Source organism: Nocardiopsis sp. NPDC055824, assembly GCF_053616335.1.
Genome location: NZ_JBSHDN010000167.1, coordinates 1 through 14,663 on the forward strand (window position 1 = coordinate 1; position 14,663 = coordinate 14,663).

The 14,663-nt window shown below is 73.6% G+C and carries 13 protein-coding genes; 3 read left to right on the forward strand and 10 right to left on the reverse strand.

The annotated features are described in order from the left end of the window. Positions 1-453: 453 nt before the first annotated feature. A complete protein-coding gene (tyrS, locus tag ACWGL3_RS24945) occupies positions 454-1,752 on the reverse strand; it encodes a tyrosine--tRNA ligase (RefSeq protein ID WP_452461847.1) in 1,299 nt (432 codons plus the stop codon). Between the two features lie 242 nt (positions 1,753-1,994). On the opposite strand from tyrS, the gene ACWGL3_RS24950 reads away from it, so the two are divergent. The 3 genes from ACWGL3_RS24950 (at position 1,995) to ACWGL3_RS24960 (ending at position 3,920) form a co-directional block, all read left to right on the forward strand. After that, the gene (locus ACWGL3_RS24950) at positions 1,995-2,210 is read left to right on the forward strand and encodes a hypothetical protein (RefSeq protein ID WP_452461848.1); all 216 of its coding nucleotides are present in this window, start codon (positions 1,995-1,997) and stop codon (positions 2,208-2,210) included. Continuing rightward, on the forward strand, positions 2,203-2,811 hold the full coding sequence (locus ACWGL3_RS24955; RefSeq protein WP_267948957.1) for a TetR/AcrR family transcriptional regulator: 609 nt from the start codon (positions 2,203-2,205) through the stop codon (positions 2,809-2,811). Before ACWGL3_RS24950 ends, ACWGL3_RS24955 begins: the two co-directional genes overlap by 8 nt. Before the next feature lie 419 nt (positions 2,812-3,230). Continuing rightward, entirely contained in the window at positions 3,231-3,920 is a 690-nt protein-coding gene (locus tag ACWGL3_RS24960) for an HNH endonuclease family protein (protein WP_267948956.1), read from the forward strand. Between the two features lie 49 nt (positions 3,921-3,969). Here ACWGL3_RS24960 and ACWGL3_RS24965 read toward each other — a convergent pair whose 3' ends face one another. From ACWGL3_RS24965 to ACWGL3_RS25005, 9 genes are all read right to left on the reverse strand, one after another. Further along, the gene (locus ACWGL3_RS24965) at positions 3,970-4,380 is read right to left on the reverse strand and encodes a hypothetical protein (protein ID WP_344186025.1); all 411 of its coding nucleotides are present in this window, start codon (positions 4,378-4,380) and stop codon (positions 3,970-3,972) included. Between the two features lie 245 nt (positions 4,381-4,625). Beyond that, positions 4,626-5,849, reverse strand: a complete 1,224-nt coding sequence (gene lhgO / locus ACWGL3_RS24970; RefSeq protein ID WP_267948954.1) for an L-2-hydroxyglutarate oxidase — start codon at positions 5,847-5,849, stop codon at positions 4,626-4,628. Between the two features lie 125 nt (positions 5,850-5,974). Beyond that, on the reverse strand, positions 5,975-6,430 hold the full coding sequence (locus ACWGL3_RS24975; RefSeq protein ID WP_267948953.1) for a DUF742 domain-containing protein: 456 nt from the start codon (positions 6,428-6,430) through the stop codon (positions 5,975-5,977). Continuing rightward, on the reverse strand, positions 6,420-8,951 hold the full coding sequence (locus ACWGL3_RS24980; protein ID WP_452461849.1) for a nitrate- and nitrite sensing domain-containing protein: 2,532 nt from the start codon (positions 8,949-8,951) through the stop codon (positions 6,420-6,422). The genes ACWGL3_RS24975 and ACWGL3_RS24980 overlap by 11 nt, the downstream gene beginning before the upstream one ends. Before the next feature lie 273 nt (positions 8,952-9,224). Next, entirely contained in the window at positions 9,225-10,142 is a 918-nt protein-coding gene (locus tag ACWGL3_RS24985; RefSeq protein ID WP_330157765.1) for a sirohydrochlorin chelatase, read from the reverse strand. A 157-nt stretch (positions 10,143-10,299) separates the two neighbouring features. After that, the gene (locus ACWGL3_RS24990; protein WP_267948950.1) at positions 10,300-10,896 is read right to left on the reverse strand and encodes a GTP-binding protein; all 597 of its coding nucleotides are present in this window, start codon (positions 10,894-10,896) and stop codon (positions 10,300-10,302) included. Further along, positions 10,877-11,371 carry a DUF742 domain-containing protein gene (locus ACWGL3_RS24995; RefSeq protein ID WP_267948949.1) on the reverse strand — a complete coding sequence of 165 codons (495 nt, stop codon included), beginning with the start codon at positions 11,369-11,371 and terminating at the stop codon, positions 10,877-10,879. Before ACWGL3_RS24995 ends, ACWGL3_RS24990 begins: the two co-directional genes overlap by 20 nt. Next, positions 11,368-11,802 (reverse strand): roadblock/LC7 domain-containing protein, encoded by a 435-nt coding sequence (locus ACWGL3_RS25000; RefSeq protein ID WP_267948948.1) that lies wholly within the window; start codon positions 11,800-11,802, stop codon positions 11,368-11,370. Before ACWGL3_RS25000 ends, ACWGL3_RS24995 begins: the two co-directional genes overlap by 4 nt. A 1-nt stretch (position 11,803) precedes the next feature. After that, positions 11,804-14,332, reverse strand: coding sequence for a nitrate- and nitrite sensing domain-containing protein (locus tag ACWGL3_RS25005; protein ID WP_452461850.1), 2,529 nt, complete (start codon positions 14,330-14,332; stop codon positions 11,804-11,806). Positions 14,333-14,663: the final 331 nt, after the last annotated feature.

Sequence of the window (14,663 nt, forward strand, 5' to 3'; positions counted from 1 at the left end):
GCTTTTGTCCGAATGGACTGGGCTTTTGAAGCGACTCCCTGAGTTTACATGGCCCGAACAGTGCTCGAACCGCGTGATCCAGAGAAGAGATTGTGTCGCCCGTCGCGGACCGGCGCCGAGTCTTCCCAGTGGAAGCTCGCCGTGCCGCAGCGACTTTTTCGAGTATAGGGAGGGTGCGGGTGGACGTCAAGTCAGAGCCCGGAGCCGATGTGGAACCGGCGCTCCGGGACCCTGTCGCCCCGTCCCGGGCGGCTTCTGAAGGCCCCTGACGTGCCCGGTTCCTGTTCCGGAACCGCGTGTCACGTCGCCTGTTGTGCCAGACAACGACGATCGTGCCCGGGAGATTCCCGGCCGAAACCCCCATGCGGCCGCAAAGTTTCGTGGACGACCCGCCCCGGACACAGCCGTGGGCCAGCGCCCCTGGGGGCGCCGGCCCACGGCCACAGCACGTCGTCAGCCGTCGAGGACGACACCGCCGATGTTGCGCTTGCCCTTGCGCAGCACCACGTAGCGCCCCTGGAGGACGTCGGCGGTCCCGAGCCTGGCCTCGACGTCGGTGACCTTCACGTTGTTCACGTAGGCGCCGCCCTCCTGGATGGCGCGGCGGGCGGCGGACTTGCTCGGCGTCAGACCGCTCTGCGCGAACAGGTCCGCGACGAGCAGGCCGTCGACCGGTCCCGCGACCTCGGCCCTGGGCACCTCGGCCAGCGCCGCTTCGAGCGTCCGGCCGTCCAGCTCGGACAGGTCCGCCCGGCCGAACAGCGCCAGGCTCGCCTCCCGGACCTTGCGGCACTCCTCCTCGCCGTGGACCAGCGCGGTGAGGCCCTCGGCCAGGGTGCGCTGGGCGGCGCGGGCCTGGGGCCGCTCCTCCGTCTGGCGCTCCAGCTCGGCGATCTCGTCCTCCGAGAGGAAGCTGAAGGTCTTCAGGTAACGGACCACGTCCCGGTCGTCCGCGTTGAACCAGAACTGGTAGAAGGCGTACGGCGAGGTCAGTTCGGGATCGAGCCAGATGGTGCCGGACTCGGTCTTGCCGAACTTGGAGCCGTCGGCCTTGGTGAGCAGGTTCGTGGTCATCCCGTGCGCCTGGCCGTGCGGCTCGTTGCCGTCCATCCGGCGGACCAGGTCCAGGCCCGCGGTGATGTTGCCCCACTGGTCGGAGCCGCCGGTCTGGAGAGTGCAGCCGTAGCGCCGGTAGAGCTGGACGTAGTCGTAGGACTGGAGCAGCACGTAGCTGAACTCGGTGTAGCTCATGCCCTCCCCGTCGAGGCGGCTCTTGACCGTCTCCCGGGCCAGCATCTGGTTGACGCTGAAGTGCTTGCCCACGTCGCGCAGCAGCTCGATGGCGTTGATCTCGCGGAGCCAGTCCCCGTTGTTGGCGAGCACCGCGTCGGTGGGCCCCGTCTGCTCGCCCTCGGGGGTGAAGCGCAGGAACGCGGAAAGCTGCCCGGCGAGGTTGTCCACCCAGCCCCGGACGGTGTCCACCGAGTTGAGCCGACGCTCCGCACTGGGCTTCGGGTCGCCGATGAGCCCTGTGCCCCCGCCGACGAGCGCGATCGGACGGTGCCCGGCCTGCTGGAAGCGCGCGAGGGTGAGGACCTGGGTGAGGTGGCCCACGTGCAGGCTGCCCGCCGTCGGGTCGAAGCCGCAATACAGGGTGATCGGACCATCGGCGAGGGCCTTGCGGAGTGCGTCAAGGTCGGTCGTCTGCGCGAGCAGGCCGCGCCACTGGAGTTCGTCGATGATGTCGGTCACTGTGTTGCTCTCTGTTGTGTAGGCGGGCCCCGGGGCCCGATCTGCCTCGGAGTCTAGACGGAATGCCGCTGGGCATCACGTGGATTTCCCCCTCCCCCACGCTATCGGCTGCGCCGGCGCCCCTGGTCGCGCGGTCCGGCCGACCCGGAGCGGGCCTCCCGGTGGGCCCGCGCTCCCCGTTGACACCTTTGGCTAATGCCATTAGCGTTCTGGCTATGAAGATAAGCCATATTGGGAGGACCGTGCGCGGCCTTCAGCGCCCCCTCGGCGGGACCGCCTGCGGCATCCGCGGAGCCGGGAGCCTCAGTTCCCCCGTGGTCCTCGTGCCCGGCGTGTTCGACCACCGCCCCTCCGTCCGCCTCGTCGGTGCGGGCGCCGCCGTCGCGGCCTGGGAACGGCCCGGCCCGGTCGTGCCCGCCGTGGAGGCGCTGGCCGAGGGGGGCGTCGCCGGTGCCTAGGGCTGGGCTGACCCCGGCGGTGGTGGCCGAGGAGGCGGCGCGGCTCAGCGACGAGGAGGGTTTCGACTCCCTGTCACTGGCCGCGGTGGCCAAACGGCTCGGGGTGGCCACGCCCAGCCTGTACAAGCACGTCGACGGGCTGCGGGGACTGAGGCGGGAAGTGGCGCTGCTGGGCGCGAACGGCATCGGCGAGGAGGTGCAGCGCGCCACCGTGGGCCGGGCCGGTCCGGAGGCCCTTCGGGCGACGGCCGACGCCTACCGCCGCTACGCGCACGCCCACCCCGGGCGCTACGTCGCCCTCCAGCAGCTGCCGGTGCTGGCCGGGGCCGGGGCCGAGCCTGCCACCGACCCCGTACGGGTCCTGGCAGCGGTCCTGAGCGGGTTCGGTATCGCCGAGAACCAGGCCGTGCACGCGATCCGGGCGCTGCGCAGTGCGCTGCACGGGTTCGTGGACCTGGAGACGCGCGGCGGTTTCGGTCTGCCCGAGGACGTGGACCAGTCCTACGCGCTGCTGGTGGAGGGGTTCGTGCGCGCCTTCCAGGAGTGGCCGGCCACCTCGCCCGGCACGGGTGCGGCACCCGGGGACACGAGGCGGGGGTAGGCGATGCCGTCCGGACCCTTCGGAGTCGCGGGCATCGTCAGGGCGTCGCGCCCGGAGCTGTCCATGGGGGGCGCTCCTGGTCGCGACGCAGCCGCCTGACCTGGTCTTCCTTCCGCTGGCGGTGCTGGGGGGTGGAGTGAGCGCCGGTCCCGGCCGGGACCGTCCTGTACGCGTGGCGCACGCTCCGGGACCGTCCGGACCGCACGCGGGCCCTGCTCCACAGCATCGGCACCGGTCTCCTCCTGGTGGGCTCGTTCGTGTACGACCTCACCGCCTCCTGAGTTCTGGGCCCCGGGACCGTCCCGGGTGAGGGATTCCTGACCCCGGACGGAGTTCCCGCAGGGTGGGGGCATGGGCCAAGCTGGTGGACACGACCGTTTCGCCCCCGTGTGGCGCCCGACCCGTTGTGGAGTCCCCTGATGCCCAAGAAGTCGTCGAAGATCGGCGGCGCACTGTCCGCCGTGGTCGGCGTGCTCGCCGTCGCCGCGTTCGTCCTGTACCAGCTGGGCGTGATCGACCTGGCGCCCGAGGGCGCCGCCGAGCCGCAGGGCGGCGACGCCACGGCCTCGGAGCCGTCCGTGGAGCAGGCCCGCTCCCAGCTGGAGGAACTGCGGATCGAGGAGGAGAACGACCCGCCCGGGTACGACCGCGCGCTGTTCCCCCACTGGGACACCGGCGTCCAGGAGAACTGCACGACCCGCCAGGCGGTCCTGATCCGCGACGGCGACGCCGTGGAGACCGACGAGGACTGCAGGCCGGTGTCCGGGTCCTGGTACAGCGCCTACGACGGTGAGACCTTCACCGACCCGCAGGACATCGACATCGACCACATGGTCGCCCTGAAGGAGGGCTGGCGCTCCGGCGCCCACGCGTGGACGACCGAGGAGCGCGGCCGGTTCGCCAACGACATGGACTCCACCCAGCTGTGGGCGGTGAGCGCCTCGACCAACCGGTCCAAGGGGGACGCCGACCCCGCCGAGTGGATGCCCCCGCTGGAGTCCTCGCACTGCGACTACGCGGTGTCCTGGATCGAGGTCAAGCACGTGTGGGACCTGACTGTGGACCCGGACGAGGAGTCCGCTCTGCGCGACATCCTCTCCGGTTGCTGATCCGCCCGGACGAGGGCGCGGGGCCCCGGTCGACCGGGGCCCCGCCCGGTCAGCCGGAGTCCGTGCTCGGCGCGATGCCCCCGGCCGTGGCGAGGAGCTCCTCCTGGCCGACGAGGCCGGAGGAGTCGCGGACCTCCACCGCCACGCCCTTCGCGGGCGCCCAGAACACCTCGGTCTCGCCGCGCAGGGCGGTGTGGCCGTTGTTGTCGAACTCCTCGAGCGCCCAGTCGGGCGAGCGCTCGTGGTACTCGGTGAGGAAGTCGCGGACGGCGGACAGGTCGGAGAGCGCGGAGCCGCGCATGACCAGGACCTGGAGGAGGACCCTGACCCCTCCCCCCTCCATCGTCCTCTCCCAGACCCGGGTGGAGAAGGACACGTCGCCCCACTCGTAGTCGAAGTCCGAGACCGAGGTCCGGTCGTCGATCTGTGCGGGCAGGTGCCCGATGCTGAAACCGTCCAACTCTCCCCCTCGTGGGCTGGTGGCGGCCGGGGCCGCCGTGAGTGCGAGCGCGAGCGAGGTGGCGAGTGCCACCGCGATCCACCTGGCAACGGACATGTTCACCTCCGGCGACGGTCGTGGGACCGTCCCGGACCACCGCTGTCTCTCATGGTGGGGCGCTGCGGAAGCCGCTGCCAGAGCGTTCTCCGGCCTGTGGACAACCCGGGCCCGGCGCTCGCGGGAGCGGCGCCGGACCGGGTCGTGTCCTACCCGCGGGGCGGGTGCACGAACGTGTCCGTGAGGAACTCGGCGATCGCCAGTGAGGAGGTCGCCGCGGGCGAGGGGGCGTTGCGCACGCACACGACCCGGCCGTGCGTGTCCACCCGGAAGTCGTCGAGCAGGGCGCCGTCCCGGCCCAGCGCCTGGGCGCGCACCCCCGCCGGCGCCGGGCGCAGGTCGGCCGCCACCAGCTCGGGGAGGAGCTTCCTGGCCTGGGAGGCGAAGGCGGCGCGCGAGGCCGACACGAGGGTCTCCCTGGCCCCGACCGCCCAGTGGCGGCGCGCCAGCCGCCAGAACCCCGGCCACGACAGGGTGCTCGCGAGGTCGCCGGTGCTCAGGTCGCGGGCGCTGTAGCCCTCCAGTGCGGTGGCGAGGATGGCGTTGGGGCCCGCCATGACCTCGCCGTGGACGTGGCGGGTGAGGTGCACGCCGAGGAAGGGGTACCGCGGGTCGGGGACCGGGTAGAGCAGCCCGTTGACCAGGTGGCGGCGTTCGGGGACGAGTTCGTGGTACTGGCCGCGGAAGGGCACGACCCGCGGGTCGTCCGCCGCGCCGGCCATGCGTGCGAGACGGGCGCTGTGCAGTCCGCCGCAGGCCACGAGCCGGTCGAACCGGTGGACGGACCGCTCCCCGCGGGGGTCTCCCGTGAGGGCGCGGACCCCGTCGTGGTCCTGCCGCAGGTCGATGACGGGGGTGTTCAGCAGGACCCTGCCGCCGGAGCGGCGGACGTCGTCGGCGAGCTGTTCGGCGACGGCCACGAAGTCGGTGACGGCCGTGTGCGGTGAGTGCAGCGCACCGGTCCCCGCCGCGTGGGGCTCGATCTCGCGCAGGCCCCCGGGGCCGAGCCGCGTGACGCCCGGGACCCCGTTCTCCCGGGCCCGGCGCCCGATGTCGTCCAGGCGGGCCTCGTCCTCGGCGTCCACGGCGACGAGGACCTTGCCGACCTCCTCGTAGGGCAGGCCGTGCTCGGCGCAGTAGTCCTTGAGCAGCCCGACCCCGCGGCGGCAGAGTGTGGCCTTGAGGGAGCCGGGGCGGTAGTAGAGCCCGGCGTGGACCACCCCGCTGTTGTGTCCGGTCTGGTGCGCGGCCACCCGGTCCTCCTTCTCCAGGACGGTGACCCGGGTGCCGGGGCGGTGGAGGACGAGTCGTCGTGCCAGGGCGAGTCCGACGATCCCCGCTCCGATGATGCCGATGTGTTCGGTGCTGCGCATGGCGGCACGCTAGCAACCCCGGCCGGGGCCCGCGCGGGCGGGGACGGCCGGTGGACGCGTCCCCGCCGGGGACCGCGGGGCCTCCCGGAGGCCTCGCCGGCGGAGACCCCTCCGAGGGCCCGTGGTCAGAGCGAGCGCAGGCCGACGAGGACGGCGTGCAGGATCTCCCCGCTGCCGAGCGGCCGGGAGGGACCGCACCGCTGGAGCGCCCCCTCGGCGACCAGGGCGGAGACCATGCACCTCACCTGGCCGACCGGCAGTCCCACCTCGGCGGCGAGCTCGACCACGGTGCGGGCGCGCAGGGCGTGTTCGAGAACGGCCTCGCGCTCGGGCCGCAGCCACTCGCGCCGACCGGGGGTGCGGGCCGCCATGACCAGTGTGAGCAGGTCGATCCCGTGCGCGCCCGGGTCCTCGAGGTCCCCGCCCCCGGGGTCCCCCGCCGCCACCGCGAACGGGCGCAGGAAGCGCTCCCCTCCGGGTTCGGTCACGCGGTCGGCGCACCCCGGCGACCGCTCCGGGACCGGCCCCGGCCCGGGGGTCCGTTCGGCGGGACGGCGGGCGCGGGTTCCTTCAGTGCTCACCGTGTCCCCCCGGCGGTGTCGGCACGGACATGCGGGGGTCGCCGGCGCCGTGGGGGCCTTCCTCCCGGCGCGGGGCCGACCGCTTGGGCAGCGCGGGCTGCCGGGGGCCGCCCGTCTGCGCCGGTTCGGGGCGCCTCTGCGGGAGGGGGCCCTGCGGCCCCGTCCGGACGCCGGGCGCGGCGTACCCGGGGGCGCGGTCGGGGCCTCCCGGCGCGGACACCGGCAGGGCCGTCCGGGGGATCCGCCTTCCGCCGGGGTCGACCGGGTCCCACGGCCCGTCGGCGCGGTGGGCGCTCGGCGCCCCCCTCGGTCCGCGGTACCCGTAGGCGGGGTCGGCGTCCCTCATGCCGTCCGGGGGCGAGGGGACGACGCTCTGCGGACCGCTCCGGCCGGGGTCGGGGACGACACTCTGGGCGCCGGTCTGCCAGGGTGCGGGCACGGGGCTCTGCGGGCCGCTCGGCCCTGGCGGCCCGAAGCCGGCCGAGGGGTGTGCGCCGGTGTCACGGACCGCCTGCTGCGAGCCCGTGACCGTCACCGGGTTCTCGACCGGCTCCAGCAGCGACTCGGGGAGGAGCGCCGTGGCCCGGGTGCCCCCGTAGGGGGACGGCCTGAGCCACACCCGCACGCCGTGCCGCTCGGCGAGGCGGGCGACGACGAAGAGTCCCAGGCGGGGGTCGTCCGGAAGCGCCATCACGTCGAACTCGGGAGGACGGCGGAGCGTCCGCTCGGCCGCGGCGTAGCCGTGGTCGGACATGCCCAGGCCGCGGTCCTCGACCTCGACCACCAGCCCCTCGGCGGTCGGGGTGCAGCTGACGTCCACGGGGGTGCCCGCCGGGGAGAACTGGGTGGCGTTCTCCACCAGCTCGGCGAGCAGGTGGACCACGTCGGCGACCACCTGGCCGTGCATGAGCGCACGGGGGGCGGACGTCAGGCGGACGCGCTCGAAGTCCTCGGTCTCGGCGATGGCGGCGCGCAGCACGTCGACGAGCGGGTGCGGCTGCCGCCAGCGCCGAGCCGACTGCCCTCCGCCGAGGATGATGAGGTTGTCGGCGTAGCGCCGGGCCCGGGTGGCCATGTGGTCCAGGCGGAACAGGCGGCGCAGCGCCTCGGGGTCCTGCTCGTGGTACTCGATCTCGTCGAGGAGGCGCAGCTGCCGCTGGACCAGGTTCTGGTTGCGGAAGGCGATGCCGAGGAAGGCCCGGTTGGCGCCCCGCCTGATCTCCGCCTGGCGCACCGCGGCCTCCACCGCCGTGAGCTGGGCGCTGTCGAAGGCCTCCGCGACCTGTCCGATCTCGTCGTCGCCGCACTCGTCGAGCGGCGGCAGCTCCTCGTGGACGTCGACCTTCTGGCCGCGCTGGGCCCTGTCGACGATGTCGGGCAGGTCCTCGTCCCGCTCCAGGATCTGTCCGCGCAGGCGGAGCAGGCGCACGGTCAGGCGCCGCGAGGACCTGCTCACCACGGCGATGGCCACCACCCCGCCGGCGAGGACCGTCCCGGCCGCCGCGATGCCCAGCGACACGCGGAACAGGGCCGCGCTCCACGCCATGTCGACGGTGCGCTCCGCCTGGGCGAGGGCCAGTCCGTCCAGGGCGGCCACGGTCCGGGGGGACGCCTCGTCCCACTCCTCCGCGCCGACGTCGACGGAGGTGTTCAGTTCGGAGGACGCGGACCCCGCCTCCGGCACGTCGGGGTCCGACACGGTCTCCCTGAGCGGGGACCGTGTGACCACCTGGCGGCTGAGGTCCTCTGTGCGGGTCCAGGCCTCCGAGGCGGTCATGTCCTCGTAGTGCTCCCGCACGCTCGGGTGCATGACGGGCGCGGCCGACTCCAGGGTGTCCCGGTAGGAGGCGGTCAGGTAGGTGAAGTGCGCCGTCTCCTCGTAGCCCATCTCCCCCCGGGCGATGCTCCCGGCGAGCAGGGCGTCGGCGGTGGCGCTCTCGGCCCTCGCGCCGAGGAGCTCGCTGGTCAGGACCGCGTCGGTGAGGTTCGCACCGCCGTCGGTGGTGTGCACCAGGGCGGTGGTCGCGTCGGTGGTGACGTCGAGGATCTCGCCGAAGCGGAGGAGGGTCTCCTCCCGCACGGCGGCGTGCTCGTCGATGCGCGTGCGGATCCCGGCGAGGGACTCGGGGCTCTCCGTGACCGCGGACGCGCTGCGCCGGACCTCGTCGTCGCGGGTGCCGCGCAGGCGCTCGGCCAGTTCGACGGCGGAGGACAGTGCGGCGTCGGTGGCCGCCCTCTGCTCGTCGAGCGCGGCGGAGGCCTCCTCGTCGGGCCCGCTGTTCTCGAAGCGCCCCTGGTAGACGAGGGAGAGCCTGCGTTCGAGGCGCAGCTCCTCGGCCGCGCGCGAGAAGACCTCGGTCCCCTCGCGGGCCTGGTGGACCGCCCCCATCAGCTGGACCGCCTGGACCGTGCCCACTGCGGCCACGACGAGCCAGAGCGCCAGGAAGCACAGGCTCGGGATGAGCACGATGCGGGTGAGCTGTCCTCGGATCGTGGAAGCGTTGTCGCGGTTTCTGCGCATGGCCCCCTCCGGCCTGTGCGGATGCCGGGGCCCGGGAGGGCGCCTCGGCGGCTTTCGGCCCTGCCGAGGCTATCGAAAAATCGTTGCCGTATGCTGTCAAATGATCACTAGCAGTTGCCTTTTCTCTCGCGCGACATCCCGTCAGCTGTGCTAGCACAGCCGCCCGGGCTCGGCGAACCCGCAGGTGGGAACGGCGAAGGGGCCGCCCGTGGCAACGGGCGACCCCTTCGCGACCCTCTCCGGTGCCCGCAGGGGCACGGCGTGTCGCGCCCCTCAGGACTCCGGGCGGTGCCGGGAGCCCACGGGGGCGGGCAGCTCCTCGGCCGTCGGCGGCTGCTCCACGCCCAGCGAGTTGAGGACCTCGGCGTAGCGCAGGGCCGCGATCTTGCCGAGGAGGCTGTCCGCGCCGAGAGACGCGCCGAGTCGGGCACCGAAGCGCGCCGCGATCGCCTCCATCCTCTCGACGGACAGCTCGGGGCCGAGCGCGCTGGGGGCGATCACCGGGCGGCGGCAGCCCCCCTGGCGCAGCTGGCCGACGATCTGCTCCACCGAGGCCTCGTTCTCCAGGTCCGCGGGCAGCACGGTCAGGCCCAGCCGGGCGGCGAGCAGGACCGCGGTCACCCCCGCGGCCCCGACGGCGCCCTCGCCTCCGACGGCTCCCACCACGACGCCGTCCGCCATGGTGGTGTTGCGGGCGACCACGCTGATCAGCCTCATGCGGTCGGCCCGGACGTATCCGGCCTCGGCCAGGCGCAGGTGCAGGACCTCGGCGAGCATCGGGTGCGGCCCGAGCCCCTCGGTGACGCGCACGTCGGCGCCGGTCCGGACGGCCGCGTCCTCGATCGCGGCCGAGACCCTCCGGTGCGGAGCGGTCACCAGGGGGACGACGACGCCGCCCAGGGGCCTTTCGTCCGAGGGGCCGAGGTCGGCGAGCGCCTCGGCCAGGGTCTGTTCGTCGCCCTCGACGTGCCCGTAGCGGATGGTCACCTCGGGGCGGTAGGCGCGCACGAGGTCTGCCATCCGGGCACCGATCGACTCGCCGTCGGCGCCCCTGGCCTGTTCGGCCGTGCCCGGGACCGCCATGATCAGCGCGGGAGTGCCGAACCAGTTGTCGAAGGACAGCGGGTTGCGGTGGCGGCCGGAACGCCGCTTGGGCAGTTCGCGTGGGGGAAGTCGGTCAGAGTTTCGCATACCAGGATTCAGATGAGAGGCGGATTGGGGTGCCCAGTCGGAAGAGTGGTCGTCGGACGCGACATTGTAGCGTTCAACACCATATTCACGGGCGTGTCTCCTGAACGTATACCGAGGCGTCCCCCAGGTGGGGGGCCGGGGGGACGCCTCGCCCGGATCAGCCGCTCATGGCGGGGCTTCGGCCCTGGATCACGTGGGTGACCAGCTCCACCAGCACCTCCTTGCAGGATTCCCGGTCACGCGCGTCGGCCATGACGATCGGCACCTCCCCGGAGATGTCCAGCGCCTCGCGGACCTCTTCCCGGCAGTAGTCGGCGGACGCGTCGAAGCGGTTCACCGCCACCACGAAGGGCACGCCCCTGCGCTCGAAGAAGTCCACCGCGTGGAAGCAGGTGTGCAGGCGGCGGGTGTCGGCCAGGACGATCGCCCCCAGGGCCCCCTCCGCCAGTTCGTCCCACATGAACCAGAACCGGTCCTGGCCGGGGGCGCCGAACAGGTACAGGACGATGTCGGGGTTGATCGTGATCCGGCCGAAGTCCAGCGCGACCGTGGTGGTGGTCTTCTCCTCCACCCCGCCGAGGTCGTCCACCCCGTAGCTGGCCTCGGTCATCACCTCCTCGGTACTGAGCGGGGTGATCTCGCTGACGGAGGAGACCAGGGTGGTCTTCCCCGCGCCGAAACCCCCGGCGACGATGATCTTGACGGCCTGCGGGATCGCCTCCGGCGGCCGGTTCTCAGAGTCTGCGGATGCCATCGAGTACCGCCTGAAGTACTTTCTTCTCGGGAAGCCGTGTGACCGGCGCGGACGCGCGGGTGCGCACGTCGCCGGCGGCGACGAGGTCCCCCAGGAGCACCCTCACCACCGTCAGGGGAATGTCGAGCCTGGCGGAGATCTCCGCCAGCGATATGGGTCTGCGGCACAGACGCATGATCGCCTGGTACTCGGGTTCCAGGGCCCGCTCCTCCCGGTCCCGGGCGGCCACCACGATGGTGATCATGTCCAGTCGCGGCCCCGTGGGCGGCCGGGTGCGGCCCCTGGTCATGGTGTAGGGGCGCACCAGGGACCCGGCGGGGGCGTCTCCGACGCCCGCCGAGGGCCCCTCCGATGTCGGGTGCCCCCTCCCCCGGTTCCACGACGGCGCGGGTCGCCGGGGGAACGGACCGGTCGTCGGCCTGCCGGGGGCGGGACCGGTCCACCCCGTCCCGCGCTGTTCCTCGGAGGTGTTCACGAACCGGTACCTCCCATGAAGCTGAGCCGCCCCGGCCTGCGCGGCGCGGCGGTGAGGAACTGGCCCACCCTCTTGATCCGCAGGTTCATCTCGTAGGCCACCAGGCCCACATCGGCGTCCTCCCTGGCCAGTACGGCCAGGCACGCGCCCGCCCCCGCTGCGGTGACGAAGAGGTAGGAGTGCTCCATCTCGACCACGGTCTGACGGACGTCGCCGCCGCCGAAGTGCCGTCCCGTGCCCCGTGCCAGGCTCTGGAAGGCCGATGCCAGCGCCGACAGGTGCTCGGCGTCGTCAGAGGCCAACCCCCGCGAGCGTCCGAGCAGCAGCCCGTCGGCGGACAGCACGATCGCGTGCTCGGCGCCGACGACGCGGTCGACCAGGTCGTCGAGGAGCCAGTCCAGGTTGTCCGCGGCGTTGCTCTTGCCCACCATCTCAGTCGCTCTCTCCCGTGTGATCGTCGGCTCTGCCGCCGACCTGACCGTCACTGTCGTGTTCGCGGCCGTCGGCATCGACGTCCGCCTCCCGTCCTCGCCGGGTCCCGGCGCTGAAGGCGTCCATCATCCGGCGCGCCTGTTCGGGGCTCCTCTGTGTGGGGCCTGGGGCTTCCGGGGTCTCCCGCTCCGGTTCGATCTCCTGTCTGAGCTGGGGCGCGAGACTGGCCTGGCGCCTGCGTCTGGGAAGCCCCTCCCGCTCGGGCCCGGCGCCCACGAGGCCGCCGTGCGCCGCTCCCGGGGCCGGATCGGCGGCGGTCGCGGGCCGCACCGCCACGGGGCCGGACGGGTCCGGGTCGGCCACGGGCTCCGGGACCCGGCGCAGGGGCGGCGGGTTCCGCGTCCCCTGCTCGTCGGTGTCGCCGGCCCCGTCCCGGTGCGGGGGGACCGGCCGCAGGACGGGCCTGGCCCGGCGGGGCGCGTAGCCGGTGTCGAGCAGGTCGGAGTCCGTCTCCGACTCCTCCTGCCGGCGGCGCTCCCGGGCCGCCTGGCGCGCGGCGACCGGGGGCCGCTCCGGAGCGGCGGAGGAGGCGGCGACCAGCGTCCCCGGGATGAGCACCACGGCCCTGGTCCCCCCGTAGGGCGAGGGGCGCAGCTGGGCCTTGATGTCGTGCTTGACGGCGAGGCGCGCGACGACGAACAGGCCCAGGCGCGAGTCCGCGCCCGGGGCCATCACGTCGAACTCGGGTGCTTCGCTGAGTGTCCTGTTGGACGTGTTCAGGACGTCCTCGGGCATGCCGAGTCCCCGGTCCTCGATCTCGATGGCCACGCCCTTGGGCACCGACTCGGTGGCGATGGTGACCTCGGTGTGCGGCGGCGAGTAGGCGGTGGCGTTCTCCACGAGCTCGGCGAGCATGTGGATGACGTCGGCGACGGCCGCGCCGGCGAGCGCCAGGTCCGGCACGGACGTCAGCCTGACCCTGGCGTACTCGTCGGTCTCGGATATGGCGCCCCGCAGGATGTCGATGAGCGGGACGGGGTGGCGCCAGCGCCGTCCGGGCTGGGCCCCGCCCAGGATGATGAGGTTCTCGGCGTGGCGGCGGCCCCGGGTCGCCAGGTGGTCGAGCTGGAAGAGGCTCTCCAGCAGGTCGGGGTCCTCCTCCTCGCGTTCGACCCGGTCCAGCAGCTGGATCTGGCGTTGGAGCAGGGACTGGTGGCGGTGGGCGATGCCGAGGAAGACCCGGTTGACCCCCGCGCGGATGTCGGCCTGTTTGACGGCCGCGCCGACGGCGGTGCGTTGGGCGATGTTGAAGGCGTCGGCGACCTGGCCGACCTCGTCTTCGCCGTGGTCCAGCTGCTTCAACTCGGTGTCGATGTCGACCTGGTCGCCCGCCTCCAGGCGGCGCACGATGCGGGGCAGGTCGCTGCGGGCGGATCCGAGGGTGTCGGCCCGCAGCTTGGCGAGCCGGTGGGTGAGGCGGCCCGCCGAGCGGGCGGCGACCCCGTAGGCGACGGTGCCCGCGAACAGGGAGGTGATGCCTCCGCCGAGGGCGAGCGTGAGCATCCAGGTGCTGGCGTCCTCGGTGGCCGTGACGACGGAGGCCGTCCGGGCGGCGGTGATGCCGGCCAGGTCCGCGTTGACCTGGTCCGCGACCTGGCGCCAGTCCTCGAGCCCCGCGGGGGGATCGGGATCGCGGACCACCTCCGCGGTGAGGGGGTCGACGCTGACGGGCGCCTCGTGGAGGGCGAGGGTGTCGGCGATGCCGAGGGCGTCCTGCCACGCGCCGCTCCCGGCCAGGGCCGCCAGGGCCGGCGGTTCGCGGTCGTCGGGCGCGGCGCCCGGGTGGACGGTCTCGACGCGGTGGCGGGCGTCGGCGGTGAGCTCGGCGACCCGGGTCTGCTGGTCGCGGTCGAGGTCCCCGCGGGCGATGACGGCGCTGACGAGGGCGTCGGCGTGGCTGAAGCTCTCCTGGGCCCACATCAGGTCGGTGGCGGCCGAGGCCTCCGAGGAGGCCGGTCCGTTGTCGAGGGCGCGCGCCGTCCCGGCGTAGAGGCGGATGCCCTGCTCGATCGCCCCGGTGTAGGCGCCGACGGTGCTGTCGGCCCGCCCCGGGGCGGCGAGGGTGTCGGCGCGCAGTTCCTGGACGCGCGTCAGCGAGTCGAAGAAGTCCGCGGTGAGCGACTCGGTCGCCGGGTCGTCCAGGTCGCCGAGGGTGTCGCGCAGGTCCCGGACCCCTTCGAGGGCCTCGTCGGTCAGCTCGGCCTCCTCGACGAGGGCCGCCCGCGTGTCGGCCCCGGGCGCCGCGATGTACTCCGCGGTCAGGCGGCGCTCCTCCTGGAGGAGGCCCAGGGCCGCGGCCAGCTGGATCCCGGCGCGTCCCTCGCCGACGGCGGCTCTCAGGGAGACGGCCTGGGCGAGTGTGGCAGTGCTGAGCACCACGAACAGCACCAGGAAGGTGATGCTGGGGATCAGCACGATCTTGTTGATCTGCGCCCTGATACCGCGGCCGGCGCCTCCCGACTGCCCCATTGCGTTCCTCCCACGGACTGGTCGCGGGCACCGGTCGGGTGTGGCTGCGCCGCGTCCCCCGAGGCGTGCCCAGGGCCGCGTCATCCGGGGGTCGGTCACGGTGCGCGCAGGGGGGACCACGCATGGTGCCCGCAGACTCAGGACGCTACAGCACCCGGGCGGCGGGCGCGGGGGGAATGCCGAAATGGATATCCCGCGGTGGGAGGGATCGCGGAGGCGGTCGTGGAACGGGGACGCGCGAACGCGCGGGGGCGCGCACCGGGCGGGGAGGGCAGCCGCCCCGGGGCGCCGAGGGCCGCGAACGCGCGCGGGCGCGCACCCCCCGGGGGGG